This is a genomic window from Streptomyces griseofuscus, assembly GCF_014673495.1.
GTDB classification, from domain to species: domain Bacteria; phylum Actinomycetota; class Actinomycetes; order Streptomycetales; family Streptomycetaceae; genus Streptomyces; species Streptomyces murinus.
The window spans coordinates 5,095,711-5,120,900 of the sequence record NZ_CP051006.1 but is presented as its reverse complement, the minus strand read 5'-3'; the positions used below and the strand labels follow the sequence as shown (position 1 = coordinate 5,120,900).

Below are 25,190 nucleotides of genomic sequence, written 5' to 3'. Positions count from 1 at the left end.
CGGTCATGCGGCCAGCCCCAGGCACGAGGTGAGGACGCCGGGCACCACGTCGTAGGAGTGCTCGATACCGGCGGCGATCAGCTCCCGGGCGTAGGAGTCGAGCGAGGCGGTCAGGCAGTCCGGGCTGAGGCCGTATCGTGCGGCGATCTCGGGGACGCGCCGCCATGCGCCGTCCAGGAGCCGGTACTGCTCGACCTGGCCGGGCTCGACCTTCCACACGGTGTGGAGGGCGGCGGGCTGGAGGTCCCGGGCCCTCGCCCGCTCGGGGCGCGGGCAGACGGGAGTCCGCATCAGCTTCTCCCCCGCTGAGGACAGGGCGGCCCAGATCAGGCCGTCTGCAGCGGCGAGGAGGCCCTCGCGGGGGCGGCCTGCGGCCGAAGCGGGCAGGGTGCCCGGCTCGTCGGCGGTCTCGTCCACCGGCAGGTCCGGCCTGGTCGGCGGGTTCTGCTCTTGGCCCTGCTGCTGGTCCTGCTGTGTCTGGTCGGCGGTCTGCTTCTGCCGCGCGGCGATCTCCTCCGGGGTGGGGGCGTCGTCGTCGGTGAAGCCGGTCTCCCGGCGGAGGGCGTCGGCGGAGATGACGCCCCGGTCGAAGGCCTGCAGGGCCGTCTCGGAGCGGTTGGTGCGCACGCGCAGCGGGGCGGTGTCGAACCAGACCAGCCAGCGATGCCAGTCGTCGATGTTCTCGGCCTGCAGGAGCGGGCGCAGCCACTGCTGCGTCAGCGCGTAGGAGACGGTGGCGAGCTTGGGCTCGATGCCCATGCGGATGGCTTCACTCGTGAGCATCCAGGCGCCCCAGTGGTTGGCGTCACCGAGGCCGAGGAGGATCTCGGCGGGGATCTCCAGCGAGTTCGCGAACCGCTTGATGGCTTCCTCGCGGAGCTTCAGCGCCAGCTCATCGAAGTTCGATTCGAACGTGAGGAGCTTGAAGTCGGCGATCGAGTCGGCGGGGACCTCAAGGACGATCGGGACCGTGGCGGCGGCCGACTCGGGTTCGCGGATGGCGGTCTCGGCGACCGTCATCAGGATCTCGATCAGGTCGTCCTCGGCGTCGTTCTGCGTCGGGGTGGTCGGGAACCTGGTGCCCTTGGGGACGAGGAGGATGCCGCGCCCGGTCAGCCGGGAGCGGGCGATCGCCTTGACGGCAGCGTTCAGCAGAAGCAGTTCTTCCAGCAGGTCGAGGCTGGAGCGGACGGGGCTGTCGGCTTCGATGGCCCGCTCGGGGTCGGGCTCCCACACGCGGAGGGCTACGGGGCCGTCCGGGTCGAGGTTCTCGGGGTCGCCGGCCGGAATCACGATGTCGTCGCCGTCGACTTCGGCGGTGAGCTTCCCGGACTGCTGGCGGATCTCGCGGGTGGACAGCACCCGCCAGTCATGGCCGTCCTCGGGCGAGTCCGGCGAGAGGACTTCGTCGTTCGGGCGGATGACGATCCAGCCTTCGCCGGGCACGGTCAGGTGCTTGCCGAACGTGCCGAGGAGCTTGGACTGTCCGTCGGGGCCGCCCGCGATCTGAGCAACGATCTCCGAGGCGCGGTGGTTGTCGGGGGCGCGTTCGATCGAGCCGTCTTCGGCGCGGCGGCCAGCGTAGAGGACGGCGCCGGACATGGCGTTGCCGATGTAGTTGGCGGCAAACCGGACTTCGGGTACCAGGTGGTACAGGTCCCAGGCGCGGTTCTGCCATCCCTGGTCGGTGGCGGTGGCCTTGCCGCGTCCGACCTTCCTGTCGATGTAGCGGGACGCTGCCGCTGCGATCTCGCCGCGCATCAGCGGGCCGTGAGGTCGCCGAGCGTGTCGTCCACGCGGTTCAGGAAGACGGAGGCGCCAGCGACCGCCAGCCACTCCAGGCCGTGGACGAGCAGCGGGCTGTCGTCCCACTGACCGGAGGCGAGGAGCCAGGTCACGAGGGTGGCGCCGCTGATCCACCAGCCCATGCAGTACACGCAGCTGATGAGGGAGACGACCCACTCGCGGGGCTTGCTGTCGGGCTTGCGGGTCTGCCAGTCGAAGACGGCGCCGCGCGCCGGTTCCAGGATGGCGTCGTGGACGGCCAGCTGCGTTGCCCGGTACCCGGCGGCAGCGAGGACGACTAGCTCCGGAACGCCGATCATTCCCAACCCCTTGCTGAAGATCCTTCGGAATGCGGCGGCTCACTATAGGCATACGCCGTAAATCCTGCTCTAAAACTGATCTTCCACCGCAATACTTTGATCATCAGCCAGGTTTATACATCCCGTGCCGGTCTGTCTGCTCTGCTACGGTTCGGCCTCCGTCCTCCTCGGCCGGGAGTGACGTTCACGGGCGTCGGCGGCTATGCCGCTACAGCGTCCGGACGGCAGGTGTCGCGCAACCCCAGCCGCCGACGCCCTCTTCACACATCCGCTCGCGTAGTCAATTTCCGTACAGTCACCTGGGCTTTCCTGGGATCCTTCGTGCTGAGTCACGAGGTGGACAGGAGCCGAAGCGTGATCATTCTTGATGCGTGCATTCTTCGCGGATCCGGCCTGAACAGCAGCAGCACGGATGTCCTGCGGGCCATACGCACTGCTGGTGTCGAGGGCGTCGCGGTCCCGTGGATGGTCATGGAGGAGCTTTCCGCGCAGCAGGCGATCAAGTACCGCAAGCAGTACGAGGCGGCGGCACAGGCGATCGAGTCCCTGGGCAAGCTGACGCCGTGGGGGCTGGGCTACCCGATGCCGGACATGGACCTTGACCGACTCCGGGAGCACTGGCGTAAGCAGTGGTCGAGCGTTGTCGATGTGATCCCCACCAGCGAAGCCGCGCTTCGGGAGGGGGCGTTCCGCGAGGCGAACGGGTTGGCTCCTTGCAGGGACGACGGGAGAAAGACCGGGGCACGGGACGCGGCCATATGGCTGTCGGCCGTCGAGTACGCCAAGGAACACGCGGATCAGACCGTCTACTTCGTCAGCGACAACACCCGGGACTTCGGGGACGGCACGAGCTACGCGGATCCGATGCGCACTGACATCGCCGAACTTGGGGAGCGGTTCGTCCACCTGACCGGCCTGGGCGAGGTCATCGACCGATTCACGGAATCCACGACCGTCGAGCAAGACGTCATCCAGCGCGCCGTGGAGTCCGAGGCTGCCCTCAGCGCCATCAGTCGTCTCGCGCACACCCTTGGAGGCGGCGGGAAGAGCACTGCCTGGCTCCAGGCGATCGGCGGCAGCGCGTTCCCGTGCAAGGTGGCTGATGAGAATCAGGAGCCCATTCACGTCAGCGCAGACGGCTGGCTCCACGATGCGTTGAGGACTCGGCCCACCACGATCAGCGACGTGGAGTCGTACCGCGTCGGCGATCATGTCTGGTGCACGGCTACCGTCCGATGGCTTGTCTATGGCACCGCTCTCTTCGGCAGCTTCCCGAAGATGGCGGCTTGCGCCTTCGAGGCACGGGTTCTGTTCGCTCCAGACAATGACGACCCCCGCCTGACGGTCCTCCGCCACTCCCCCTTCGAGCCCGCTACGGACGCCGAGTTCACCGAGCTGAAACCCGTACTGACGTGGAACTTTCTGCTGAGCGCGGACGAGTTGCGGGCACGCACGGGGGTGGACCAAGCCGCGCTCGCCAAGATCGTCGCGGATGGGGACACGAAGCTGTGGATGAGGGTCCTGGCAGCTACCACGATGCTGACCACCGGACTTTCCAAACCGCTGTCGGCCATCTCCGACATCCACATGGGCGAGACCCACGAAGGCTGAACAGGGCGCGTGTCACGGGCTCAGACCGTCGCGTGGCAGCGCACACAGGTACTGCCGCCGGTCACCGTTGCCTCACACTGGCACTCCGACCTACCCACCACAGCGGAAGGACCCTGCATGGCCGCCAGCGATATCGCACAGAACATCTTCGGCGAGGGCGAGAAGGTCTACTACGCCGAGGGCGACGAGCTGAAGGTGGGCGAGGTGCTGGAGATAACGGTCGACGGCGACGTCAAGATCGCCTCGCAGTTCGCGGACAGCATCCTCACCCGCCACGAAAAGCATGTACTGGCGGTCCAGCCCTACGCTGAGAAGGGCTGATCACCCGGCAGGTGTACGCCGGGTCAGAACAGCGCCACGGTGCCCAACGGGCCGACCGGCATCTCGTCCAGCTCCTGGCCCTCCCCGGCCTCCATGAACTCCAGCTGCTCGGCCGGACGCGGCAGGTCCACGATGGCCAACGAGCCGGGGCAGGACACCAGGGAGTCCCCGTAGCGGGCGCGCCGGTCGGGCGGGTCGTGCCGACACAGCCGGCCCTTGCTGAGACTTCCGGCTACCGGCCCGGCCGCGATCGGCCGCTGGCACTCCCTGCAGTGGACTCGGGGCAGTTTCACACCGGTTAGTGTGCCGATGCCCGGCCTGCCGCGTACAGCAGACCGGGCACCCGGGCCCGTGCGGGCCGGCGTACCTCTACGGGATCCAGCGGCAGAACCACAGGTAGTCGGCCCCGCTGCGGTAGCTGTCGCGGACGTCTCGCAGCAGGCGGTAGATGCGTTCTGTCATGCTCACTTGCCGATCCTCCGTCCGTACGCCTGGGCCGGGCCGCCCGGCCGGCCGGTGCGCCCGTACTGGCCGGGCTGCGGCGCGGTCGGCAGCGGGGCGTGCACGATAGCGCCCTGGTTGACCTCCGGGATCAGGCCGTACACCAGGACACAGGAGGCGTCGATCCGGCCAGGGCTGTCGGAGTCGGTGGGCTGCCACGTCGCCCATTCGTTCTCCAGGTCCACGAACGCGCCGCGCAGCCGGATGCGGTCCTCGACCATCTGCTGGGCGATCGGCTCCGCCCTGAGCAACTTGCCTTGCTTGGCGCTGACGGCGTCGATCATCGGCATCAGCTTGCCCTTGGGGATGCGGCCCTCATCCTGAAGCGCCTGCCAGGCGGTGCTGATTGCCAACGTGCACATGTCTCGGCCGTAGTTCCACTCGACGTAGATCACGCCGGCGTTTGTCTCGTGCGCGAGCAGGCAGGCGGTGCGGGACCACTCGGCCGACGACATCGCCTTCGTCTTGTCGTGCGTGATCCACACCCGGTTGTCGGCGCCGAGGAAGCCGCCGATGACGCCCGCGGTGTCCCGGCCACCGCCGGACGGGTCGATCGACACGGCGATCTTCTGCGGCTCCACCACGGTGATGCCGTCGCGGATCGACCGCAGCAGGTCCCGGGAGACGAGCGCGCCCTCGGACGGCTGCGGGTCGCCCTGCGACAGGGCGTGCCAGTCCCGCACCGTCGACGTCCGCTTCACGTCGCTCCACCAGGCCAGCAGCGCCCGCCGGTTCCTCGTGGGGATCTTCGGGTGCGGCAGCGGGTCGCCGTCCTGCCGGCCGAGCGGATCCGGCCCGAACTTCGATGGGTTGGCGATCGCCGGGAGGTGGACGACCTTCCACCGGCCGCCCTCCTCCAGCCGGCCGTCCTCCTCCAGCCGGCGGCCCGCGAAATCGTCCGGGTGCCAGCGGGTCTGGATCGCCACCACCGCGTTGCGGTCCGGCTGCAGACGCTTCAGCGCGGCCGACGACCACCAGTCGTGGACGCGTTCGCGCATCTTCTTCGACTCGGCCTCGGCACGGTCCTTGTGCGGGTCGTCCACGACCAGCAGGTTCACGGAGAAGCCGGTGAGGCCCGCGCCGAGGGACACCGAGCGGACGCCGCCGCCCTGGTTCGTGTCGTAGTCCTGTGCGGCCTCCGACCCGGGCAGCAGGGACAGCCCGAACTCGCCGCCGTACTCGCCGATGTACTGCCGGATCGTCTTGCCTCGGCGCAGCGCCAGGTCGTCGGAGTACGAGGTGACCGCCACCCGGTCCTCGCCGTGCAGACACAGCCACCAGAACGGGAACCACTCGGCCGTCGTGGTGCTCTTGCCCACCTGCGCCGGGGTGATCACGAGGAGCCGGTCGTACTCGCCGCGCTCCAGGTCCACGAGCGCATCGCTGATGACCTTCAGGTGCGGGCGCATCCGGTAGCTGGGGTCCAGGCCGCGCGCGAGCGTCGCGGGGTCCCGCAGCAGGTCCCGGGCGGCTGCCCGCTTCGCGGCCTGCAGCCGCGCGTACACCGCGGCGTCGTTCAGGTGGCCCAGCTCCGGGGCGAGCGTGGTCATGACTCACCGCTGTCTTCGTCCACCGGCTCCGCGCCCCGCTCGCCGGCCGCCTCGCCTGGCTCGTCGTCGTCCTGGTCGTCGCCGGGGTCGTACGTGCCGTCATCCTCGTCGTCGGTGTCGTCCAGGGCGTGCGCGCGGCGGGCGACCGTCGCGGCCAGCTCGGCGAGCCGTACGCGCCGCTGCTCCGGGGGCAGCTTCTGGAACTCCTCGACCTGGACCGTCAGCGGGTCGCCGCCGGGCCCGGTGACCGCGATCGTCTCCGTCGGGTCGCCGAACAGGTTCCGGCGCAGCCGCATCGTGGTCTCCACGAACCGCGTGAACTCCATGACGGTCATCGAGCCGACCTGCTGCTGGATGTGGGGCAGCGCCTGGCCGACCATGCCGGTCATGATCCGCAGGATCTTCGCGTCGTCGCGGGCGGACTTGCGGCGCTCCTCTTCCATCTCGGCGGTGTACTGCTGCTGCTGGTGGGCGTCCCAGGCTGCGGCCCGGTCCTGCCAGCGGTACTGGGCGGCGAGGGCTCGGACGTGGCTGTACGAAAGTGCTAGCTGGTCTGACGCTTTTGCAAGGGTTCTGGTGAGGCCGAGGTCGCGGAAGACGAGGAAGCGGGAGTGCCGCTTGGGGGTCTCGCCGGGCTGTCGCTCCCACGGGTCGAGGGTGGGGTCGAGGGTGATGCGGTCGCTCATGGGTGCTCACGGTCCTTCTGTCCCGGCCCGGGGGGGGTGGGCGGGTGCTCCGGTGGTAGGCGCGAGCCCGCAAAGCCGGTGTGGGGGTGGGGGCTTTGCGGGCTGTGGCCATGCGTGGGTGCGTCGGGCGTGGCTAGGCCGTGGTGTCGGCCTTGGCGGCTTCCTCGGCTTCCTTGGCGGCTTGCTCGACTTCGCGGCGGGCGATGTCGGTGAGGAGGGCGATCATGGTGGTGAAGTTGCGGACGTCTTTGCAGCGGCCGAAGGCGTACACCGCGGCGGCGAAGTCCTCGAACATCTCGACGGGGGCGGCGCCGACGAGGTCGGTGCCGTTGGCGATGGCGGTGATGGCGTCCTTGAAGTCCTCCATCTGGTGCGGGAGGAACATGAGGGTGGCGGAGCGCCAGTCGAACTCGCCGTGTGGGATGGCCAGCTTGGTGTCGTCGGGTTCGACGGTGGGGAGCTGGTTCTCGTCCAGGCCGGTGGCGATCAGGTCGTCCACGTTGTCGATCATGGAGACGAGCTGTGCGAGGACGTCCTTGTCGGGATCGCCGTGCAGCTCGTTGTGGGCAATCTGCTTGGCGATGACCTCGGAGCGGCGCATCGTGCGGGTGTCGATGATGGCGGGGATCTGCTGGAGGCCGGCGGCGCGTGCGGCGCGGGAGCGGTGGTGGCCGGAGATGACCTCGATCGGGCCGGTTCCGCCGGGCTGGTGGCAGTAGGGCAGGGACTCGACCATGCCGCGCTTGCGGATGTTGCCGGTGAGCCGCTCGAAGTGGCGGGGCTGCATGACCTGGGCGTTGATGTCCTGCTCACGGAGGGAGGCGACGTCGACCCAGCGGATGAACAGGTCCTCCCCGATCTGCATGACGTCGCGGGCCGGGTTCTCGGTGCTCCAGGACATGCCGGTCGGGTCGGGGTCCGGGGCCTGGGCCGGCTCCTGGTCCTGGGGGGCCGGGGTGGTCACTTCTTCTTCGCCTTGCTGCGGCTTGCGCGCCATGCCTGCTCCTTGGTGATGAACGCGGTGAGGGTGGTGGGGATGTCGGTGGTGGACCAGTCGGCGCGGTACGACAGCTTGTAGCCGTCCGGGTGCTTGGCCCGCGATTCCAGCTGCATGAGCCCGCGCAGGCCCTTGGCCTCGGGGTGGCGGGTGTACTCGACGGTGACGAGGCCGTTCGATGCTGCCAGCAGGATCTCCGAGGCGCCGGTGAACACGAGCTTGGCGCTGTCGCGGCGCAGCGCGAGCATCGTCGCCAGGCGGGTCAGGCGGAGCTCGTAGTGGGGGGCGCCGAACGCGAACCGCATCAGCAGGTGCGTCGTGTACTTCGTGGCGCCGGGGTACGGGCGGGTCATCGTCTCCGCGCCGTAGCCGATGACGCCGGCGACGAAGCCGTCCACGATGACGAGCATGTTGTACGAGCCGGGCGCCGCGGCGAGCCGGTGCATCCACAGGTCGCGGTAGTAGTCCACCTCGGTGCCCTTGGCGGGGACGACCTCGACGCGGGACTGGTCGGTGACCTGGTGGTCCGGGGGGATGATCGGTAGAGAGGTAGGCGCGGTGGACCGGGACATGCCCAGGGCGACCTTGGGCCCTCCGGTGAGCTTGAAGATCTCCTCCGGCCGGTTGCTGATGACGAAGGCGCGGGCGACGTCGCCGAGCGGGTGCGCGAACACCGGGGTCTCGTGGGCCGCGATGCCGGAGCGCTCCTCCTGCAGGAACATCAGCAGGGCGGCCTTGTCCCGCATGTGGTCGGCGAGCCGCTGCATGTCGACGTCGGGGTCGAACACCGAGTAGGGGGGCTCGTTCCACTCGACGCGGCCGCCGGTGTCGAAGAACTTCTCGAAGCCGGCCTTGTACGTCGGCGGGGCGGCGATGATGATCGCGTGCGGGTCGTCCTCGGCCTCGGCGATGTGGTCCCACATGCACTTCGGGGTGAACTTGACGCCGGGGAGACGGTCTGCGATCTGCTGGAGCGAGCCGACCAGGCGGGCCTTGTGCTCGTCTTCCCGCTCGATCATGTCGGTGACGAGGTTCGTCCAGTAGTCCACCTCGGGCTTGGCCTGCATGCGCGCGAGCCAGTGGACGTACAGGAGGTGCGCGGCCTGCTCCACGATCGGGGCGTCGGGCAGCTCGACCGGCTCGCCGTCCAGGGTCATGCCCAGCGACGTGAGGTCGCCGCCTGACACGCAGGTGCCGACGATGCCGGTGTAGAGGGTGACGTCGGACGTCTCCATGCACGACGGTGGGATGCCCGCGTTGGCGGCGACGAGCGCCGCGGCGAACGAGCCCACGCCGACCTCGACGTAGCGGGTGTACTGGTCGCGGGGGAGCCTGTTGAAGACCTGCCGGTAGAAGGCGCGGTCTGGCGCTGAGGAGTTGCCGGCGAACAGCACTCCGGGTGCGGCGAATCCTGCGGGCATGCCTGTCCCTGGGGGAAGGTGGCGGATCGCTCGGCCCACAACCAGCAGCGTCGGGCAAGGGTAGTCGCTGACCTGCTAGGGGCTGGTGGCCATGGTTCGCGACAATGTTGCACCCGAGCTTCGCCGGAGTGCCCCAGTAGCCGTCGTTGTTTCGGCTGGTCCAGTCCGTGATGGTTTCCGGGATGAGATCCGCGATGCTGTTCGCAGTCTTCGGTGCAGCAGTTGGATGCAAACTACGCACCCGACCAACTGTCTCGTGTCTCCAAGAATTGCGGTAGTCTCGGAAGCACTTCCTGATTACGTCTTCTGAATGCGTAATCCGTGAAACGACCAAGGCCCCGCCCTCCCGTAGGTTGCGACCCTACGGATCGCGAGGACGAGGCCCTGGCTTGGTGGTGTGAGCCCTGGCCGAGCTGAGTGCTCAGCTGGGGCTCACGCGTTTCACGTACGGTGCTCGATGAGCCACGCGACCACGAGGAAGACCTCGCAGCTCGCGCTCACACGCTCCGAGGAGACGTGCGCACGTACGTGTTTCTCCCACCGATCTTTCAGCCACCGAAACAGCTTCAAGATCGGCTCCCTTCGGCGAAGCCGGGTTTACCCCGGCACCACAAGGGACGCGGTCGCGCCCCCACGTGTCGGGTGCGGTCCGTCATCCCCCTGAAGGAGTAAGCAGCAATGTACAGCGCGGCCTGGACGAATCCCCAATCTTCGGTGCTCATCCGGAAGTTGCGGCAACAGCCGTTCCATAATCGGATCAAAATCGATCAGAATTGGCTACATATCGAAAGCTCTAGTCTCGGTTGCCGGCTTCCATCGATCCAGGCCGGCTCGTTACCGGGCATGCGAACGCCCCCTGCCCCGGAAGCGGGGTCACAGGGGGCGAACCATATGGACCGCGAGGGAGGACTCGAACCTCCAACCTTCACCTTCGAGAGGTGATGCTCCATCCAATCGAGCTGCTCGCGGACAGTGGGGGGATGGTAGCAGTTCAACCGGTCTGCCGGGTATGCCCTCTTGGCGGCCTCTGGGCGGCGGTGTGACCGAGGGCCGGGGGAAGGTGATGCTCCCCCGACCCTCGGTCGGTGCGGTGCCCCGCGGTCAGAACAGGGTCTGTGGTGGCGTGGCCGTCGGCTTCGGGGCCGTCGGCCGGCGCGTTCCGCCCGGGTTGGGGAGTTCGAGGACCTCCCAGCCGTAGCGCTGCTGGAACCACTCGGCCGCCCACTGCCGATGGCAGGCTTCCCCGGCGTTGACGTTCTCGAAGCACATCAGGACGCCGGGCAGGTTCGGGTACGACTGGGCGACCTCGTCCAGCGCGGCCAGGATTTCGGCCTCGTGGCGTACGAGCCGCTGCCGGTACACCCGGCGCTCGATGGGGATGTTGTCGATGCCCTTGAGGGGCGGTTTCATCAGCTCCCACGGGGCTAGGGCCTTGATCTGGATGAAGTTGTAGCGGACGAAGCGGGGCCGTCCCACGGTGATCCCGATAGGGATTCCGGCGTCTTCCTGCCAGTTCTGGTAACGGCTGGTCACCAGCTCCAGCGGCTGGGCGACTTGGATGCGTTCCACGTCCGGTTCGGGCCCGTCGAGGCCGAGGCTCTTGAGGTCGATCACTGGTCTTGCCTTTCTGTGGTGGTGTGTCCTGCTTTCATTCTTGACCAACCGGCCGGGTTTACCCTCGTGTCCCGACTGGCTTGGCCCAGGGGCCCCGACTGGTGCGGGGCCCTTGCGCCACTACGTCAGGAGGCGCTGGTCTTGGGGGTGTTGGTGGCCTCCGCCTCGGGGGCGACCCGGAGCGCTCCCGCCAGGACGGTGGCCGCGGTGGCGGCCTTGGCCAGGTTCTGGGCGGCCTTCGTGGCGACCTGCCGCAGGTGGTCGATCCGCATCTTGTTGCCGGGGATGCCACCGTGCGCCCCGGAGAGGAGGAGCGCCAGCGTGTCGGGATCCAGGTCGGCGATCTCCTGGAGGATCTTGCCCGCGTCCTCCAGCCTGCCGATCTTGCCGACGAGCTTCTTGCGGTCGGCCACGATCTGCTCGCGCTTGTCGACGTCCACGGCCAGCTCGGGGAACATGCTGTCGTCGACCTTGTCGGCGCCGGGGGCGTCCTCGGCCAGGACGAACATGACGCTCTGGCTGGCCGCTTCCTGCTCCTCGTTGCGGACCCTCGTGCAGAACATCTCGGCCTCGCGGGGGCTGTTGAACTGGCCGCGGGTCCAGCGGGCGATGAACGCGTTCTGGTTGGCCGGGCTGATCTGCGAGGCGTACCAGGCCAGGCCGACCGGCAGGTGGCCCTTGAGCAGCGCCTCCTGCACGGCGGGCACGAGCTTGAGGAGGGAGAGTCGCAGGTCCACGTAGTTCCAGCTCTTGCCGACCCGCTTGGCGACCGCTTCGGGGGTCAGCCCGAAGTCCATCAGCTTCTTGAAGGCCCGCGCCTCCTCCAGCGGGGTCATGTTCTCGCGGCTGAGGTTCTCCGCCACCGACCGCTCGAAGCCCTCCAGCGTCTCCGAGCCGCCCTCCAGGCCGTGGGTCACCATCGCCGGGATGTCGGCCTTGCCTGCGATCTGGGAGGCCCTCCACCGGCGCTCGCCCGCGATCAGCATGTACCGCTTGGTGCCCCGGATGTAGCGGAGGCTGACCGCCTGCTGGACGCCGATCTCCTTGATGCTGGCGGCCAGCTCCTCCAGCTTCTCCTGGTCGAAGACTTCGCGAGGCTGGTTCGGGTCGCGGTCGATCCGGTCGAGCGGGACCGTCTTGAACGCCGTCTTGACCGCGGCCGGCGCCGCCGGGGCCGGGGCCGCCGCCTTCTTGGTCGGGGCCTTGCGGGTGGTCGGCTTCTTCGCCGCGTCCTTATTGGCGGGGGCCTTCGCGGTGGCCTTCTTGATGGTGGCGGTGGTGGCGGTCATGGCGCCCTCCGTGGTGAGTGGATGGGTGGTGTGTCGCGCAGTCATCATTGACCAAAGCTCTCGGGGTAACCTCGGTGTGCCAATGGATTTGGCCGTACAGTTGGCAAGCGTGCCCAGGTCAGAGCCCTGCCGGAGGCCCACGCCGAGAGGGCGCGGGCCGGGTGTTCGCTAGATGAAGGGGGCCAGCGCCAGGGCCCCGCGGGTGATGACGTCGTCGCCGCCACCCCGGAGGAGGGCGCGGGTGGCAGCCATCAGGTCGCGGCGGGCCTGCTCGCGGTGCTGGATGACCCTCTGGCGGAGCGTCTCACCGGAGGCGATCAGCTTCTCGTGGTCCAGCTCGCCCTTGCGGACGCTCCGGCGGATCTCGATCGCCCATTCCACCTGCTCGGTGCGGAGCAGTCGCTTCACGAGGTCGAGTGCGTCACCCGCGTCGCCCGCGCCGGCGATCAGCTCGATTTCCTCGGTGAGGGCCGTGATGTCCATCGCTCGCTCCCTGGGGGGGTTGGTGGTATGTCGTGCATTCATCCTTCCGCCAGCCCACCTGGCCAACCTCGTTGTCCCGGTGGATTTGGTCAAAGGATCGTCAGGAAACCCGCAGGTCAGCCGGTGGGCGACGGTTGACGTGCACGTGGAGGGTGCCGGGCTCCAGGACGGGTGACGGGTCCCCGTCGGCCCGCACCAGCTCGGGCCGCAGCTGCTCCAGCCAGGGCCACAGGATGCCGGGGGCGAACGTGACCGCCAGGTGGGTGGCGCCGCCGAGCCGGGCCGACAGGTCCGCGGCGGTCGTCCTGCGGCGGGGCTCGCGGCGGGGCCTCGCCGTCTGCTGGCGGCCCAGCTCGCCGACCGGCGCGGGCACGAACCGGGGGGCCAGCGGGGAGACGGGCGCGGCACCGAAGAGGGCGATCTGTCCGGCCGGGGTCTCAGGCATCGGCGGGCTCCAGCGTGGCGAACAGCTCGGCCTGTACCGGCTCGGGCGCCGCCGCTGCGGCGGGCCGGGCATGGACCAGGTGCTCGGCGACCGTCCAGTCCACCCACTCCCATCCCGGGAGCAGTGGGCGGCCGTCCCGGGCGGGGCCGCACAGCGTCGTCATCCCGGCCGCGCGGGCGGCCTGGCGGGCAGCGGTTCCTTCGAGGATGAGGTGATCGGCCAGCACCTGGTGCACGGTGCCGTCGCAGTGCAGCCAGACCTCGCACTTCGGGGTGCCGAGGGCGGTCACCATGGCGAAGCGGTGGATGTCGCCCCAGCCGGGGTGTAGGCCACCTGGTTTCACCCAGACCCACGTGCCGGGTGCGATGTCGCCGGGTCCGGCCGGTGTGTACTGGTAGGGCGGCTCCTGCCGACGGCGCCGACTGGGCTTGGGCGGGTAGAAGTGGCTCGGCGGGTAGCTGGCGGGGCGGGCTGCGCTCAGTTCGGCGGCTTGGGCCATGACAACGTCGGCGGCGGTGTAGCAGCTGGGGCCGACGTGCCAGTTCCGGGGGCCGCGTTTCTCCCACCAGGTGGGGGCGCCGCACTGGCAGCGGCCTTCGGTGAGGTGCTCGGCGGCGGTCGCGCAGGGCCAGGCGGTGCCACAGGACCGGCAAGTGGGCCCGTCGTCCAGGCCGCGGGGAAGGTGGGCGTCGGGGAGGCGGATGATGAGCGGCTTCCAGTCCATCGGTGCGCCCTTTCTTGGGTGTCGGGTGGAGGATGAGAGCGGGCCGGGGAGCGCTGCCTGCTCCCCGGCCCGCCGGCGGCTGCTACTTGGCCAGGACGTGGACGTTGCTGCTGGCCGTCTTGGGGCCGGTGCAGATGTACTCGCCCCACTCGTCGTGCAGCCGGTTGCCGGTGCCGTCCCAGATCAGCGGCTTCTCGCACTGGGCGCACGGGCCGGCGTCCTCCCCCGGCGTCCCGTGCGGCCGGGCCTCGTCTGCGGGGGTGGTGGTGTCGGCGTGCATCTCCTCGAGGAAGTCGACCGCTGCCGCGAGGTTGTTCGCGCCGACCACGGTGACGTCCTCGTTCTGGCTGGCCTCGTCGAAGTCGTCGGCGGCCACGATGAACTTCCGGTATCCGGCGGTCTGGGCGGTGCGGATGAGGGCGGTGACGTCCTCCACGTAGCGGACCCGGCCGTCGAGCCCCAGCTCGCCGATCAGGACCACCCCGTTCAGTGCGGCCGGGTCGAAGGCGCCCGCGGCGGCGAGTGCGGTGCAGGCGAACGCCAGGTCGGAGGCGGAGCCGAAGCGCAGCGCCGGCCACTCGGCTGCGATGTCCATCGCGCCGGGCTCCCATCCCAGGTCGCTGTTGACGATGGCCGCGCGGATGCGATCGCGGGTCTCGCGGGCCTGGTCGCGGGTTTCGCGGACGAAGGGGGAGGCCGGGTTGTCGGTGATCTGGATGGCCGCGGTGGCGCCCCGGTGGTACTCGGCGCGGATCGAGGCCATGCCCCTGGGGGTGGGGAACGAGGTGGCCGCGGTGCGCCTGCCGGTGACGTCGACCGTGGGCAGGGTCACCGACCGGTACGGCTCGCCTTCGGCTGCGACCTCCCAGCCGGCCGCGAGGAGGCCGCCGAAGGGGAACGCCTCCGCGAGCAGGTGGTCGATGTCGTCGGCGTAGCTGTCGGTGAGGGGGCTGGTCGAGAGGTACCTGTCGTCGGTGTGGAAGAGGGTCTTGCCGTTGCCGTCGCGGACCTCGTGCAGCTCGCATGCTTCGGTGTCTGCGGTGATCGTGGTCGCGTCGGGCAGGGCCTCGCGGATGAGGCGGGCGACGTATTCGAGGGTCCTGCGGTGGAGGACGGTGCGGGCGCGCGCGGCGTTGTCCAGCGCGTTGTTGGCGGCGTGGGAGAGGGCGGCGGTCGTGGAGTCGGTCCGGGTGGTGTGGGCCGAGTGGTCGGTGGCCAGGACCGGTGGACGGGCGGGGATGCCGGTGATCGACTCGCTCGGCGTGTAGCTCGGCGGCTGGCGGTCGGTCATGCGGGGCTCGTAGCTCATGGTCGATTCCCTCGGTGGGTTGTGGAGTGCCGGGGTGGCGGCTCCGGGGCGGGCGGCGCGCACCGGGCCGAGGCCCGTCGCGCTGCCCGCTCCGGGGGCGGCCGGCTGGCCGCCCGGCCGGGTCAGAAGCCGAACTCGCAGTACTCGCAGAACGCCGTCCGCACCTCCCCCTTGTTGTTGGTGAGCGCCACCAGCTCCGACCTGCAGTCCTCGCACTCGCCGAGGCCCGTTGCCGGGATGGGGGTGGTGACCGGCTTTGCGGGGGTGAGGACGGGCGCGGGGCTGGCGTTGACCGTCGCGGTGACCGAGCCGGTGCTGTTGCTGATGAGGAGGATCGCCATCGTGTGCTCCCTGGAGGTGAGGTGGTGTGTCGCACTTCATTCATTGACCAAACCTCCCGGTTTACTCTCCCTGCACCGGTGGGTTTGGTCAAAGAAGCGGCAGGAAAGCCGCTGGTCAGGCCCGGCCCGCCAGCTCCGCCAGGGCCCGGAGGGCGGTAACCGCCGCAGCGAGGTCTCGGACGGCGATCACGTTGAGATCGAGGCCGAGGGCGCGGACGTCGTGAGCCTGACGGGCGGGGACGAGGACGGTGCGGTGGCCGTTGATGTGCGCGGTGCGGGCCGCGTCGGTGACGCCGGGGAGACCGTTGATCGCCCCGTCGAAGCCGCGCAGCTCGCCGAGGAGCACGACCTGGCCGAGCACGCGGGAGTCGAGCTGGCCGCTGGCGGCGAGGACGGTGCAGGCTGTCGCGAGGTCGAGCGTGCTGGTCACGTTATGGTGGTCGTTGATCCGGACCGTCACCGCGCCGTCGGGGAAGGTGAAGCCGCTGCTGACGATCGCGCCGTGGATCCGCCCTTCCGGCGCGGTGTCGAAGGTGTGCCATCCGGTGATCCGGAAGCTGTCCGGGCCGGGCCAGACCGTGGCCTCGACCAGCACCATCCCGGTGCTGGCGGCGCCGTTGGTGTGGGCGGAGGTGGCGGCCAGGTTGCTGAGGTTGCTGGTCGGGGCGAGCGCGTAGTCGGGGTTGCCGGATGCCCGCCGCAGGCCGTCGATGAAGCTGTCGAGGGCCTCGGCCCCTGTGGCGCCCTGGATGATGTCCACCTGGCCGAGGGCGTCGCCCGCTTCGACGTCCAGCTCCTCGACCGCCCTGCGCCTGCGAATGAGGTCGGCCGGCGCGGGGGCGATGTCCCACAGGGTGTAGCTGGCGGCGTCCCTGCGGCCGACGATGATGAACTCGGGGGTGCGGGTGGTGATCATGGCTTTCTCCCTGGGGTGAGGTGGCGGTTCCGGGGCGGGCGGCGCGCACCGGGCTCGGGGCCCGTCGCGCCGCCTGCGCCGGAGGCAGCCGCCCGGCCGCCCGGCCGTCAGGACTTGCGGCGGTTGATGGTGTGGAGGGTGACGCCCTCGGCGGCCAGGGCCCGGCAGATGTTGCCGCGCACCCACCCGCCCCAGCCGTCCGACTCGTACTCGGCGAGGAACTGGCGCCGCTTCGGGTGCGCCGCGTTCGGGCTGAACGTGGCAGCCAGCTCGTAGGCCAGGGTCCGGGTGTTCCACGGGCCCTCGAACAGCCCGTCGGAGATGTCGCTGTCCTCCAGGTCCCAGTACAGATGGAGGAGGGGGGTCCGGGTCTGGTCCATGTCTGGCGCTCCGTCCCTGATGGGTGGTGGTGTGTCCTGCCTTCATCTTTCCGCAAACAAGCCGGGATAACCTCGCTATCCCGGCTGAATTGGTCAAGGATTGTCAGGAAAGCCGCTGGTCAGGCGGCCAGGTCGTAGCGGTCGATCTCCTCGCCGGTGATGCACTCGGCGAGCATGCAGATCAGGACCTCCGAGACGTTCGGGGTGACCGCGTTGCCCAGCTGGCGCACCCGGTCGCGCTTCGAGCCCAGCACCACGTAGTCGTCGGCGAAGGCCATCGCGCGCTGGATCTCGTGCGGCTGGAGCATCCGGAACAGGACGTCTTCGATCTTGATGTCCCCCTGGACCAGGGCGAAGCGGTCACGGGTGGAGATCGCGCCGACGGGCTCGCTGACCGGGCGCGGGGTCCCGTTGCCGTAGTACGGGGCCAGGAAGGGTTCCCAGGTGACGAGGGACTGGTGGCCGGTGGTGGTGAGGGTCCGCATCGGCTCGGCCAGGTCGGTGCAGTGCTCGCCGCCGTCGCCGGTGGAGCCGTTGTTCCGCATCATCATGCCCGGCATCGGGACCGCGGCCAGGCCGTGGTGATTGCCGCTGGCGCAGACCGTCGCGAGCGGGTCGCTGATCGCGCGGACGTCGCTGCTGCCGCCCCGGATCTCGGTGATGAACGGCAGCCACGCGAGCCCGGCCTCGGCCCTGGCGGTCTGGGTCTGCATCGGCCCGTAGACCGTGCGGGCGTTCTTGCCTTCGCGGCCGTCGCACGGGACGAGCAGCGGCGGTACCGCCAGCGCGTCATTCTCGCGGGTGGTGCGGGTCGGCATCGGGTCGAGGAGGTCGGTGGCCGAGTCCCGCCAGGTGCCGCCGGTGGGCACCATCAGCGGGCGGGCGAACTTGTCCAGCCCGGCCTGGATGCGCCGCATCGTCTTCTCGGCCAGCGGGGTCTTGCGGTCGCCGATCCGACCGCCCGCGATCGACCAGTCGATGGCCGCCGCCGCGGGGAGCGTCTCGGGTTCCACGATCTGGTGGCCACACTTCGTGTTCGGGCACCGGTAGTCGTACTGGCTCTTGTACCGGCCCATGTCGACGCCGGGCTTCCGGAAGACCTGCCGGGCCTTGACCATCTGGTCGCAGCCGGTGCAGAACGCTGAGGGGGCGAGCCACTTCTCGAAGTTCGGGGTGCGGCCGAGGCTCTGGTGCCAGTAGACCAGGTAGAGACGGTCGCGGGACTGCGGGGCGCGGTGCACCGAGCGCGGCTCGGCGTGCATCGAGTTCAGCGCGACCAGCCGGGTCCGGTAGCCCATCTTGTGGAACTCCGCGATCCAGCGGTCCCACTCGGCCCACTGCCGGACGTCGACCACGTTCTCGACCACGCCCGCCTTGACCAGGCCGCCGCGCTCGATTACGCCTCGCAGGTAGAGCGGGATCTCTTCCATCAGCGCCCGACTGGCCTCATCCTCCGCCGTCGGGCCGCTGTCCCTCTCGTCCTCCGTCTGGAACTTATCCGCCTCCAGGTCTGCGTACAGGTCGAGCAGGTCGCCCTGGACGGCCTTGGCGAAGTCCCGCTTTTTGCCCTGGGCAATGCTCCACCGAGTGCACTCGGGCGAGCCCCAGTGGATGTCGGTGATCGGCCAGGCCCAGACCGGGGCCTTGCGGATGTCGCCGATGTAGTGGGCGACGCCGGGGAAGTTCCGCTCGTGACTCTCGATCGCCCGCCGCCAGTGGTTCGCGGCCCGGGTCACCTTGACGTTCGGGACGGCGTCCGCGCCCTGGGTGGAGCCACCCGCCCCGCAGAACCAGTCCATGACCGACAGCTCGGTGCCGTCGTGCCTGTACGCCTTGGTTCGCCGGCGCAGGGCGTAGGTCTGGGCCGAGCTGGAGGCCGAGGCCATCGCGCGGGTGGTGGAGGAGATGTAGGGCATTCGGTCCGTCCCTTCCGGGTGGGTGGGTGTGTCGTCCTCTTTCATTGACCCCACCCCTCGGGATAACCTCGTTATCCCGATGGGTTTGGTCAAAGAATCGTCAGTGAAGCCGCGGGTCAGATGCCGTCCGGCCGGAACGGGATCAGGGGGAAAAGGTCCCGGTCGAGCGCGTACCAGCCCCACTCGTGGCCGCCGATGGCGTACCGGCCGTCGGCGTTGGGGTGGAGGACCTCGACCGCCTGCTCGCGCCGCTCGCCGGCGAGGTGCATCCAGCAGGTGACGATGACGACCGCGTGCCGGGTGCGGTTGACCCTGCCGCTCAGGACGTGAACGGTGTCGATCGAGCCGTGCCCGTACCTGGCGGCGTCTCGCTGGGTGTCGGCGGCGATCCGGCGGACGGTGCGGAGGTCGAGCCAGGGCCGCACGTAGCCGTCGCGCTGGTCAGCGGGGTCGATGAGCGCCGGGTAGTGGTCGCGGTCGTTGGCACACACCAGGACTTCGACCATCGAGCCGGGGGCGGCTTCCGGGGCGGCCGGGCTGGGCGGGTCGAGGGTGAGGGAGGCGGCCCGCATGAGGTCGAGGGTGAAGGCGGGTCGGCCGTAGCGGTCGGGCAGTTCGTCGCACAGTGGGCGCCAGACACCTCGGGTGTTGTCGTCCAGGTATGCCGTCCAGCCACTGAGGTCGTGCAGGGCGTTCCCGGCCTCGGTCTGGCCGACGTCGTCGGTGAAGGTGCGCTCGGCGCCGGCCGTCGTCCAGTAGCGGCCGGTGGGAAACAGCGAGTCCTCGCCTGCGACCAGTTCGAGGCGGGCGGCATCGAAGGGGGCGCCGGGCTGGTGGCCGGTGAGGATGTCGCGGACGGCCGCGGCGGTGACGACGAGCATGACGCGGCCGAGCTGCTCGTGCGCGGTCTGGTTGTCGTTCAGGGCCTGGTCGACGGCTGCGCCGAGCGCGCTGCTGGCGGGCAGTTCGTAGGCGGGGCGAGAAGGGGGCTGGCGGTCCATGCCGGGTCCGTTCTGTGTGTGGTGGGTGTTGCATCCTCGATCATTGACCCCACCATCCGGGGTAACCTCGTTACCCCGGCCGATTTGGTCAAAGAAGCGTCAGGAAGTCGCTGGTCAGGCCGTGATGCCGTCGGCCAGGTACGAGCCACCGTCAGCCACACGCAGGGCGAATACCTCGGCCTTCGGGCCGCGCTCGGCGCGCAGGGCGCCGTGCCAGCGGTATCCGTCGAAGTCGGGCCGTCGGCCGCCTTCGTTCTGCCAGTGCAGCTGCCATCCGGGCCAACCCGGCTTGCTGGAGTCGCTCAGCCCGCCGGCGAACCCGAGCGAGCAGACGAGCAGCCGCAGCCCGACCATGAACGCCTTGGAGTGCATGCGCACCTGGTTCCGCTCACGGTGCGGGGCGCCGTGGACGAGGCCCACGAGGAACGCGATCCGCAGCGTCTCGGGCATCGTCAGCGCCCAGGCCGGGAAGCGGCGTCCGGCCCCGTACTGGCCGAAGTGCTCGGCGAGCCAGTCGACCAGCTCGGGCCGCAGTGCCGCCGCGGCTGAGCCCTTGAGCCGGATCATGGCCCCGGCCGTGCGGAAGACGTCCACGGGGTCGGCGTCGGCGAGGGGGGCGGGCAGGTCGGGGATCGCCAGCGGATCCCCGAAGTGGAGGGGTGAGGCCAGCCGGTGTCGGTCGGTCAGGTCGCGGACCCTGGTCCAGCCCGCAGCTGACAGCTCACCGGCCGGGCCACCGTCCAGCAGGACGGGCGCGGTTCGCGCGTGGAACGGGTGGTCGGCCGTCGTGACGAGGCCGGTGGCGAGCGTGGCGCAGTGGACGCGGACAGTGTCGGCGATGGCGCTCATAGTCTCGGTGACCGGCTGCCACCGGCGCTCGTGGGTGAACACCTCATCCCCGGCGGTGACGGTTTCGATGGGGGTGAGGCCGCGCAGAGTCAGGATCATCGTTCCGGCGGCGAAGCCCTCGGGGGCGGGCTCCAGGGGGGTCTGGTTGCTCATGTGGCGTCCTTGTCTCGTCGGGCGGGGGTCAGAGGGTGGGGAAGGTGATTCGGTAGACGTTGGCGGACCGCTCGTCCGGGATGTGCTCCCAGCCGGGTGCCGCCGCCAGGTCGGCCGGCTCGCTGCTGTCGATGGCGTGATGCAGGTAGGCGTCTGCGGCGCCGAGGGTCTCGGTGTCGAAGACGCCGCCGTCGTCGGCCGTGTCGAGCTCCGTGTCTCCGGCGTAGACCTGGACGATGTGGGGGCGGCCTTCGTGGATGTCGATCAGCGCCGAGGTCGCCGACGGGGCCAGCCGCCGCAGGGCGGCCGCGGCCGTCCAGCGGGCGATCTCCAGGGGTGCGGTCGGCTGGTGGTCGCGGGTGAGGCCGCACCAGCACCGCTCGTGCCAGTCGGAGTACCGGCCGCACACGCAGTTCCAGTGGGCGTAGCTCCAGCACCACTCCCAACCGCCGATGCTGTACCGGCCTTCGTCGTCGGGCTCGATGATGAGGGTGGACTGCTCGGCGCCCTCGTCCTCCATGTACGTCCAGGAGACCCGCAGGACGAACGCCAGCGGCTTGCCGTCGTGGTCCTTCGCGCCGCAGTCGATGACGTGCACGGTGTCGACGCCGTCGCCGTTGAACTCTTCGGCCAGCTGCTGGGTCTGGGCGGCCAGTTGGAGGGCGGCGTCCAGGGTGAAGCGGGGCGAGACGAAGCCGTTCCAGAGGTTGTGCGGGTCGACCTTGGCGTCGAGGGGGCCGAGGGTGTCGTCGATGCAGACCTTGGTGTCGACGGTGCGGAGGCGGGAGGCGATCCGGTAAATCTCGGCCTGCCGGTGCTCCCCCTCCCAGCTGTCGCCGTCGAAGTCGAGTTCGTCGGCCAGGGTCCGGGAGAGCTGCCGGTAGAGCGCTTTGCGGTGCGGGAGGCTGCCGTCCTCGCGGGCGGCCTGCCATGCCTTCATCCAGGCGTGCCTGTCGAAGCGGGCGGCGGGCGGCATGCCGGCGGCTGCTTGGAGGCAGACCCTGCGGTCGAGGTGGACGGTGGCGTTGGGGTCGCCGGTGGCCTGCATGGCGCGGGCCTGGGCGATCCGGGCCACGATGACGAGGGCTGCGGCCAGTTCGGTCTGGGTGACGTCTGGGGTCGTGCTGGTCATGACGGTGGTACCTCTCGTGGGGTGGATGGTGGGGGCTCCGCCGGGCGGGCGGGGCGCCGTGGGTGGTTCAGCCGGTGAAGAGGGCCAGCCACTCGTTCGCGCGGGCCGGGAGGCGCGTGTCCTTGCCCGCCCAGGCCATCTCGTCGTCGATCTGGCGGGCGAGCAGCTCGAACCGCTCGGGGGTGAAGTGCTCGCCCCGCTCCAGCGCCTGGGCCAGGGAGTGGGCCTTGATGGCGGCCGCCCGCATCGCTTCCTTCTCGCAGCCGAAGCCGAGGAGGTCGGCGCGGGCGCCGGCGACCGTGCCGTAGCCGGTCAGGGCCACGGCCGTTGCCTGGGCCTCGGTGGTGACGGTGATGGTGGCCATGCCGGGCTCCCTGGGTGATGGTGGGTGGTGACACCTTCTTCATTGACCCCACCTGCCGGGATAACCTCGATATCCCGGTTGATTTGGTCAGGGAATCGACAATGAAGCCGCTGGTTCAGGCCATCGCGAACAGGTCGAGCTGGAACGGCTGGCGCTGGTGCCAGCCGTGGGTGGGGAGGGTGCCGTCAGGGTCGGCATCCAGGCACAGGAGGACGGTCCTGACGTCCGCCCCGGACGGCTTGAACGCGTCGTCGGGCAGCGGGACGATCTCGCCCTCGTTGTCGGCGATCAGCTTGCGGAACTCCTGCGCGGGCCGGTCGAGGTGCCAGGTGATCGACTCGGGCATGACGGCCACGAGGGTGCCACCGTCCTTCAGGAAGCCCAGGGCGTGCATGACGTGGGCGGTGGCGTTGCCGAAGGGCGGGTTCATCAGGATGCGGTCGTACGGCTCATCGATGGCGAGCGGGTCGAGGTCGAGGAAGTCGCCCTGGACGACCTGGCGGGCGATGCCGAGCTCCCGGAGGACGTGGGCTCGGCGGGGGTCGATCTCGACGCAGTCCACGATGCCCATCTCCTCGGCGGCCCGCTTGGCGAGCGAGCCGACACCGGCCGACGGTTCCAGCACCGTGTGGCCGACTCGGATCGAGGCGTGCTCCAGCATGTCAAACACCACGGCGGGCGGGGTCGGGTACCAGCCCTGTTCGAACTTCGACGGCCACTCGCCGGCCGCGAGGCAGTCGCGCATGAACTGCTCCACCGGGAAGGGGAAGACGTGGGCTCGAACCGCCTTGCGGCCGTCCCACCGGCCGCCAATGTCCTTGAGCATCTGGTTCATCCGGCCGTACAGAGCGCGGTCGAGCTCGAAGGGGACGGCTACGCGGTCGCCGCTGATGATCGTGCGGTAGTCGGTGAGGACGGTGAGGACGTCGGCCGGGATCTGCATCGGTGCTCCTTCGCGCGTGCGGGCAGAACTGGGGGCGCCCCGCCACTGAGGGCGGGGCGCTGAGGAGGTGGGGCGGGTCAGGCGGGGATGGCGGCTTCCTCGTCGCCCTGGATGTCGAGCGCCGCGCACTGGAGGTCGTTGTCGGTGGCGAACTCGCCGTTGCGGATTCGGGCGAGCATGCCGGCCTGGCCCTCGGGGCCGAGCTGGGCGATGTGATAGCCGCTGTCCCCAGAGAGGGCGCCGTGGTCGACCATGGCCTGGGCGCCGGCGGAGAGCTTGCGGAGCGCGAGCCGGTTGAGGACGCGGGCCCAGTGGACGCGGGTCATGGGGCCGATCTCCTCGGCTGTGTATCCGGCGTCGGCGAGGAGGCCGTAGATCCGGGCCTCGACCATGGGGGTGCCGTGGGCCTGGTCGATCTGGTTGGCGATCTGCTGGGCGATCTCGATGGGGATGACCTTGCTACTGGCGTCCATTACTGCCCCTTTCCGGGGGATTTGGCGTGTTGTGTCGCATCCTCTTCATTGACCCCGCCCGCCGGGTTAACCTCCGTAACCTGTTGAGTTTGGTCAAGTAATCGCCAGCGGAACCTCCCGGCCGGTGGTCCGCTGCGCGGGCCCCGGCCCGCTATGCGGTGGTGGCCTCCGCCGCGAGTTGGGCGGCCATCTCGTTGCCGCTCATCCGGCCGGTGACCTTGTCGTAGGGCAGGGTGCTCGTCTTCTTGCCGAGCTGGTTGGCGCGGTTGTAGACCCGGGCCCTCCAGTCCACCGACTTCGGGACGGTCAGCGACTTCTTGTTGACCTGGAGGACCAGGTACCAGCGGCCGCCCAGCCCGACGTAGTCACCGGGCGTGAAGTCGTCCGGCCGCCAGACCTTCGCGCCATCGGCCTCGGCCCGCTCGATGTGGGCCTCCCACGCGGCGATCTGCTCACACAGGTCGAGGTGGTCGGCGTCCAGCCGGGCGAGGTTGTCGGCGAGCGTCTCGGGGTCCACCGCCTGCCGTGTGCCGCCCACCTGCACGGCGGCCTGGACAGTGGATTCCATCTGCCGCTCGATGCGCCCGAGGTCGGCCCGCAGCCGGTCCAGCCGGCGCAGCGTCGTGCCCACGTGCTTGCGGCCGTCCTCGAAGGTGGCCGCGGCGTCCGCCAGGTTCCGGCAGCGGTCCGCCTCCTGCTGCTCGGTCACGGACTGGCCGAACAGCTTCTGCGCCCGCTCCAGGTCACGGATGTGCCGTCCGGCCGAGTAGTGGTCGACCTTGACAGGCTCGCCCTGGTAGCTCGCGCCGATCCGGCGGCCCTCCGCCCACTTCTCATCCGAGGACTCCTGCAGGCGGTCGGCTCGGGCGCCGAGCCGTTCGGCCCGCTCCCCCGCCCGCCGGTACCGCTCGGACTCAGCGTCCTGGAAGGAGCGCCGTACGGATTCGTCGATGGAGAGGGTGACCGCGTGTCCGTCGGCCTCCAGGACGGCCTGTGCGCCTCGGAGCCGGCGCATGTCGGCCGCCCGGTCCCGTGAGCCTCGCAGGTAGATGAATCCGACGCTGCGGGCGTAGCGGAAGCCCCACGGGTTCAGCAGTTCCAGGATGCCGTCGCCGGGCTCGGAGCCGTGGACGAGGGTGCCATCTGCCCGCGTGTGGGTGATCGTGATGTCTGCCATGCCGGTTTCCCTCCTGGTTCAGCGGGCGTCGGTGATGTCGGCGGGGTCGAGGCCGAGGAATCTGGCCAGTTCGGCGACGGTGCCGAAGCTGCCGCTCAGGCGGTACAGCAGGTCGTCGCCGCCGCCGACGAAATCGATCCAGCTGGCGTGCATGTCGATGGCGATGTCGCCGCTGCGGACGGCCTTGCGCATCGCTTTCGCGAGGACGCGGTTGCCAAGGGTGCCGCCGGTGCTCGTGGGCACCTTGGCCTCCGGCGTGCGGTCGGGCAGGAGTGACTGGCCGGCGGTCGTGAGGCCGAGCGGCTGGCTCTGCGGTCCGGTGGCCTTCACCCAGCCCTCACGGAGCAGGACTTCGAGGGTGGTGGTTGCGAGAGGGCCGTCGGGGCTGTCGATTCGGGCGCCGTCGAGTCCGGTCGCCGTGAGGCGAACTCGGCCGCCCGCGATGAGGGCAAGGCCCCTCGTCTGGGCAGGGGTGGGTCGGGTGGCCAT

General features: G+C 69.8%; 27 protein-coding genes and 1 tRNA gene. 2 read left to right on the top strand and 26 right to left on the bottom strand.

From position 1 onward, the window contains the following. Positions 1 to 3: 3 nt before the first annotated feature. Together HEP81_RS23125 and HEP81_RS23120 are read right to left on the bottom strand one after the other, a co-directional pair. A complete protein-coding gene (locus tag HEP81_RS23125; RefSeq protein ID WP_037653620.1) occupies positions 4 to 1,761 on the bottom strand; it encodes a hypothetical protein in 1,758 nt (585 codons plus the stop codon). Continuing rightward, a complete protein-coding gene (locus HEP81_RS23120) occupies positions 1,761 to 2,105 on the bottom strand; it encodes a DUF1360 domain-containing protein (RefSeq protein WP_037653622.1) in 345 nt (114 codons plus the stop codon). Before HEP81_RS23120 ends, HEP81_RS23125 begins: the two co-directional genes overlap by 1 nt. Positions 2,106 to 2,459: 354 nt before the next feature. Here HEP81_RS23120 and HEP81_RS23115 point away from each other — a divergent pair, with 354 nt between their 5' ends. Both HEP81_RS23115 and HEP81_RS23110 read left to right on the top strand, forming a co-directional pair. Next, positions 2,460 to 3,716, top strand: coding sequence for a PIN domain-containing protein (locus HEP81_RS23115; RefSeq protein WP_051850026.1), 1,257 nt, complete (start codon positions 2,460 to 2,462; stop codon positions 3,714 to 3,716). Between the two features lie 117 nt (positions 3,717 to 3,833). Continuing rightward, positions 3,834 to 4,037, top strand: a complete 204-nt coding sequence (locus HEP81_RS23110) for a hypothetical protein (protein WP_037653624.1) — start codon at positions 3,834 to 3,836, stop codon at positions 4,035 to 4,037. 23 nt (positions 4,038 to 4,060) lie between these two features. On the opposite strand, the gene HEP81_RS23105 is transcribed toward HEP81_RS23110, so the two are convergent. The 24 genes from HEP81_RS23105 to HEP81_RS22990 form a co-directional block, all read right to left on the bottom strand. Continuing rightward, positions 4,061 to 4,330 carry a hypothetical protein gene (locus HEP81_RS23105; protein ID WP_157854368.1) on the bottom strand — a complete coding sequence of 90 codons (270 nt, stop codon included), beginning with the start codon at positions 4,328 to 4,330 and terminating at the stop codon, positions 4,061 to 4,063. 171 nt (positions 4,331 to 4,501) lie between these two features. Further along, positions 4,502 to 6,088, bottom strand: a complete 1,587-nt coding sequence (locus HEP81_RS23100; protein ID WP_037653625.1) for a hypothetical protein — start codon at positions 6,086 to 6,088, stop codon at positions 4,502 to 4,504. Then, entirely contained in the window at positions 6,085 to 6,774 is a 690-nt protein-coding gene (locus HEP81_RS23095) for a hypothetical protein (RefSeq protein WP_063755212.1), read from the bottom strand. Before HEP81_RS23095 ends, HEP81_RS23100 begins: the two co-directional genes overlap by 4 nt. Before the next feature lie 133 nt (positions 6,775 to 6,907). Further along, the gene (locus HEP81_RS23090; RefSeq protein ID WP_078967247.1) at positions 6,908 to 7,771 is read right to left on the bottom strand and encodes a ParB/Srx family N-terminal domain-containing protein; all 864 of its coding nucleotides are present in this window, start codon (positions 7,769 to 7,771) and stop codon (positions 6,908 to 6,910) included. Then, positions 7,735 to 9,192 (bottom strand): putative antirestriction adenine methyltransferase, encoded by a 1,458-nt coding sequence (locus HEP81_RS23085; RefSeq protein WP_157854370.1) that lies wholly within the window; start codon positions 9,190 to 9,192, stop codon positions 7,735 to 7,737. The genes HEP81_RS23090 and HEP81_RS23085 overlap by 37 nt, the downstream gene beginning before the upstream one ends. Before the next feature lie 892 nt (positions 9,193 to 10,084). Next, positions 10,085 to 10,161 (bottom strand) — tRNA-Arg (locus HEP81_RS23080). A 132-nt stretch (positions 10,162 to 10,293) separates the two neighbouring features. Then, positions 10,294 to 10,806: a hypothetical protein gene (locus HEP81_RS23075; RefSeq protein WP_037653628.1), complete on the bottom strand. Its 513-nt coding sequence runs from the start codon at positions 10,804 to 10,806 to the stop codon at positions 10,294 to 10,296. Between the two features lie 125 nt (positions 10,807 to 10,931). After that, entirely contained in the window at positions 10,932 to 12,095 is a 1,164-nt protein-coding gene (locus HEP81_RS23070; protein ID WP_037653630.1) for a ParB/RepB/Spo0J family partition protein, read from the bottom strand. 168 nt (positions 12,096 to 12,263) lie between these two features. Next, positions 12,264 to 12,578, bottom strand: coding sequence for a hypothetical protein (locus tag HEP81_RS23065; protein WP_037653631.1), 315 nt, complete (start codon positions 12,576 to 12,578; stop codon positions 12,264 to 12,266). A gap of 100 nt (positions 12,579 to 12,678) precedes the next feature. Further along, positions 12,679 to 13,023 (bottom strand): hypothetical protein, encoded by a 345-nt coding sequence (locus tag HEP81_RS23060; RefSeq protein ID WP_037653632.1) that lies wholly within the window; start codon positions 13,021 to 13,023, stop codon positions 12,679 to 12,681. Then, positions 13,016 to 13,747, bottom strand: coding sequence for a hypothetical protein (locus HEP81_RS23055; RefSeq protein ID WP_037653633.1), 732 nt, complete (start codon positions 13,745 to 13,747; stop codon positions 13,016 to 13,018). The genes HEP81_RS23060 and HEP81_RS23055 overlap by 8 nt, the downstream gene beginning before the upstream one ends. Positions 13,748 to 13,829: 82 nt before the next feature. Then, on the bottom strand, positions 13,830 to 15,056 hold the full coding sequence (locus tag HEP81_RS23050; protein WP_037653634.1) for a magnesium chelatase domain-containing protein: 1,227 nt from the start codon (positions 15,054 to 15,056) through the stop codon (positions 13,830 to 13,832). A 122-nt stretch (positions 15,057 to 15,178) separates the two neighbouring features. Further along, positions 15,179 to 15,397 (bottom strand): hypothetical protein, encoded by a 219-nt coding sequence (locus HEP81_RS23045; RefSeq protein ID WP_037653635.1) that lies wholly within the window; start codon positions 15,395 to 15,397, stop codon positions 15,179 to 15,181. Positions 15,398 to 15,512: 115 nt separating this feature from the next. Further along, positions 15,513 to 16,313, bottom strand: a complete 801-nt coding sequence (locus HEP81_RS23040; RefSeq protein WP_037653636.1) for a magnesium chelatase domain-containing protein — start codon at positions 16,311 to 16,313, stop codon at positions 15,513 to 15,515. Between the two features lie 107 nt (positions 16,314 to 16,420). After that, positions 16,421 to 16,693: a hypothetical protein gene (locus tag HEP81_RS23035; protein ID WP_037653637.1), complete on the bottom strand. Its 273-nt coding sequence runs from the start codon at positions 16,691 to 16,693 to the stop codon at positions 16,421 to 16,423. Positions 16,694 to 16,812: 119 nt separating this feature from the next. Continuing rightward, a complete protein-coding gene (locus HEP81_RS23030) occupies positions 16,813 to 18,609 on the bottom strand; it encodes a DNA cytosine methyltransferase (protein ID WP_106979878.1) in 1,797 nt (598 codons plus the stop codon). Between the two features lie 116 nt (positions 18,610 to 18,725). Next, on the bottom strand, positions 18,726 to 19,610 hold the full coding sequence (locus HEP81_RS23025; protein ID WP_051850027.1) for a hypothetical protein: 885 nt from the start codon (positions 19,608 to 19,610) through the stop codon (positions 18,726 to 18,728). A gap of 114 nt (positions 19,611 to 19,724) precedes the next feature. Further along, positions 19,725 to 20,612 (bottom strand): Hint domain-containing protein, encoded by an 888-nt coding sequence (locus HEP81_RS23020; RefSeq protein ID WP_037653639.1) that lies wholly within the window; start codon positions 20,610 to 20,612, stop codon positions 19,725 to 19,727. A gap of 28 nt (positions 20,613 to 20,640) precedes the next feature. Beyond that, a complete protein-coding gene (locus tag HEP81_RS23015; RefSeq protein WP_051850028.1) occupies positions 20,641 to 21,744 on the bottom strand; it encodes a hypothetical protein in 1,104 nt (367 codons plus the stop codon). Between the two features lie 67 nt (positions 21,745 to 21,811). Further along, the gene (locus tag HEP81_RS23010) at positions 21,812 to 22,108 is read right to left on the bottom strand and encodes a hypothetical protein (protein WP_051850029.1); all 297 of its coding nucleotides are present in this window, start codon (positions 22,106 to 22,108) and stop codon (positions 21,812 to 21,814) included. A gap of 115 nt (positions 22,109 to 22,223) precedes the next feature. Beyond that, on the bottom strand, positions 22,224 to 23,051 hold the full coding sequence (locus HEP81_RS23005; protein WP_037653643.1) for a methyltransferase: 828 nt from the start codon (positions 23,049 to 23,051) through the stop codon (positions 22,224 to 22,226). A 77-nt stretch (positions 23,052 to 23,128) separates the two neighbouring features. Then, complete coding sequence (locus HEP81_RS23000; protein ID WP_037653644.1) at positions 23,129 to 23,524, bottom strand: hypothetical protein; 396 nt, start codon at positions 23,522 to 23,524, stop codon at positions 23,129 to 23,131. 151 nt (positions 23,525 to 23,675) lie between these two features. Continuing rightward, complete coding sequence (locus HEP81_RS22995) at positions 23,676 to 24,701, bottom strand: DUF3560 domain-containing protein (protein WP_051850030.1); 1,026 nt, start codon at positions 24,699 to 24,701, stop codon at positions 23,676 to 23,678. 18 nt (positions 24,702 to 24,719) lie between these two features. Continuing rightward, positions 24,720 to 25,190, bottom strand: coding sequence for a hypothetical protein (locus HEP81_RS22990; protein WP_037653645.1), 471 nt, complete (start codon positions 25,188 to 25,190; stop codon positions 24,720 to 24,722).

Bases quoted from the DNA above. Each gene is read 5' to 3' on its own strand.
- HEP81_RS23045 (WP_037653635.1), bottom strand. From the start codon at position 15,397: ATGGCGATCCTCCTCATCAGCAACAGCACCGGCTCGGTCACCGCGACG.
- HEP81_RS23055 (WP_037653633.1), bottom strand. From the start codon at position 13,747: ATGGACTGGAAGCCGCTCATCATCCGCCTCCCCGACGCCCACCTTCCC.
- HEP81_RS22995 (WP_051850030.1), bottom strand. From the start codon at position 24,701: ATGGCAGACATCACGATCACCCACACGCGGGCAGATGGCACCCTCGTC.
- HEP81_RS23085 (WP_157854370.1), bottom strand. From the start codon at position 9,192: ATGCCCGCAGGATTCGCCGCACCCGGAGTGCTGTTCGCCGGCAACTCC.
- HEP81_RS23070 (WP_037653630.1), bottom strand. From the start codon at position 12,095: ATGACCGCCACCACCGCCACCATCAAGAAGGCCACCGCGAAGGCCCCC.
- HEP81_RS23005 (WP_037653643.1), bottom strand. From the start codon at position 23,051: ATGCAGATCCCGGCCGACGTCCTCACCGTCCTCACCGACTACCGCACG.
- HEP81_RS23025 (WP_051850027.1), bottom strand. From the start codon at position 19,610: ATGGACCGCCAGCCCCCTTCTCGCCCCGCCTACGAACTGCCCGCCAGC.
- HEP81_RS23125 (WP_037653620.1), bottom strand. From the start codon at position 1,761: ATGCGCGGCGAGATCGCAGCGGCAGCGTCCCGCTACATCGACAGGAAG.
- HEP81_RS23030 (WP_106979878.1), bottom strand. From the start codon at position 18,609: ATGCCCTACATCTCCTCCACCACCCGCGCGATGGCCTCGGCCTCCAGC.
- HEP81_RS23010 (WP_051850029.1), bottom strand. From the start codon at position 22,108: ATGGCCACCATCACCGTCACCACCGAGGCCCAGGCAACGGCCGTGGCC.
- HEP81_RS23050 (WP_037653634.1), bottom strand. From the start codon at position 15,056: ATGAGCTACGAGCCCCGCATGACCGACCGCCAGCCGCCGAGCTACACG.
- HEP81_RS23110 (WP_037653624.1), top strand. From the start codon at position 3,834: ATGGCCGCCAGCGATATCGCACAGAACATCTTCGGCGAGGGCGAGAAG.
- HEP81_RS23020 (WP_037653639.1), bottom strand. From the start codon at position 20,612: ATGAGCAACCAGACCCCCCTGGAGCCCGCCCCCGAGGGCTTCGCCGCC.
- HEP81_RS22990 (WP_037653645.1), bottom strand. From the start codon at position 25,190: ATGGCCACCCGACCCACCCCTGCCCAGACGAGGGGCCTTGCCCTCATC.
- HEP81_RS23040 (WP_037653636.1), bottom strand. From the start codon at position 16,313: ATGATCACCACCCGCACCCCCGAGTTCATCATCGTCGGCCGCAGGGAC.
- HEP81_RS23090 (WP_078967247.1), bottom strand. From the start codon at position 7,771: ATGGCGCGCAAGCCGCAGCAAGGCGAAGAAGAAGTGACCACCCCGGCC.
- HEP81_RS23100 (WP_037653625.1), bottom strand. From the start codon at position 6,088: ATGACCACGCTCGCCCCGGAGCTGGGCCACCTGAACGACGCCGCGGTG.
- HEP81_RS23065 (WP_037653631.1), bottom strand. From the start codon at position 12,578: ATGGACATCACGGCCCTCACCGAGGAAATCGAGCTGATCGCCGGCGCG.
- HEP81_RS23060 (WP_037653632.1), bottom strand. From the start codon at position 13,023: ATGCCTGAGACCCCGGCCGGACAGATCGCCCTCTTCGGTGCCGCGCCC.
- HEP81_RS23035 (WP_037653637.1), bottom strand. From the start codon at position 16,693: ATGGACCAGACCCGGACCCCCCTCCTCCATCTGTACTGGGACCTGGAG.
- HEP81_RS23095 (WP_063755212.1), bottom strand. From the start codon at position 6,774: ATGAGCGACCGCATCACCCTCGACCCCACCCTCGACCCGTGGGAGCGA.
- HEP81_RS23120 (WP_037653622.1), bottom strand. From the start codon at position 2,105: ATGATCGGCGTTCCGGAGCTAGTCGTCCTCGCTGCCGCCGGGTACCGG.
- HEP81_RS23000 (WP_037653644.1), bottom strand. From the start codon at position 23,524: ATGGACGCCAGTAGCAAGGTCATCCCCATCGAGATCGCCCAGCAGATC.
- HEP81_RS23015 (WP_051850028.1), bottom strand. From the start codon at position 21,744: ATGACCAGCACGACCCCAGACGTCACCCAGACCGAACTGGCCGCAGCC.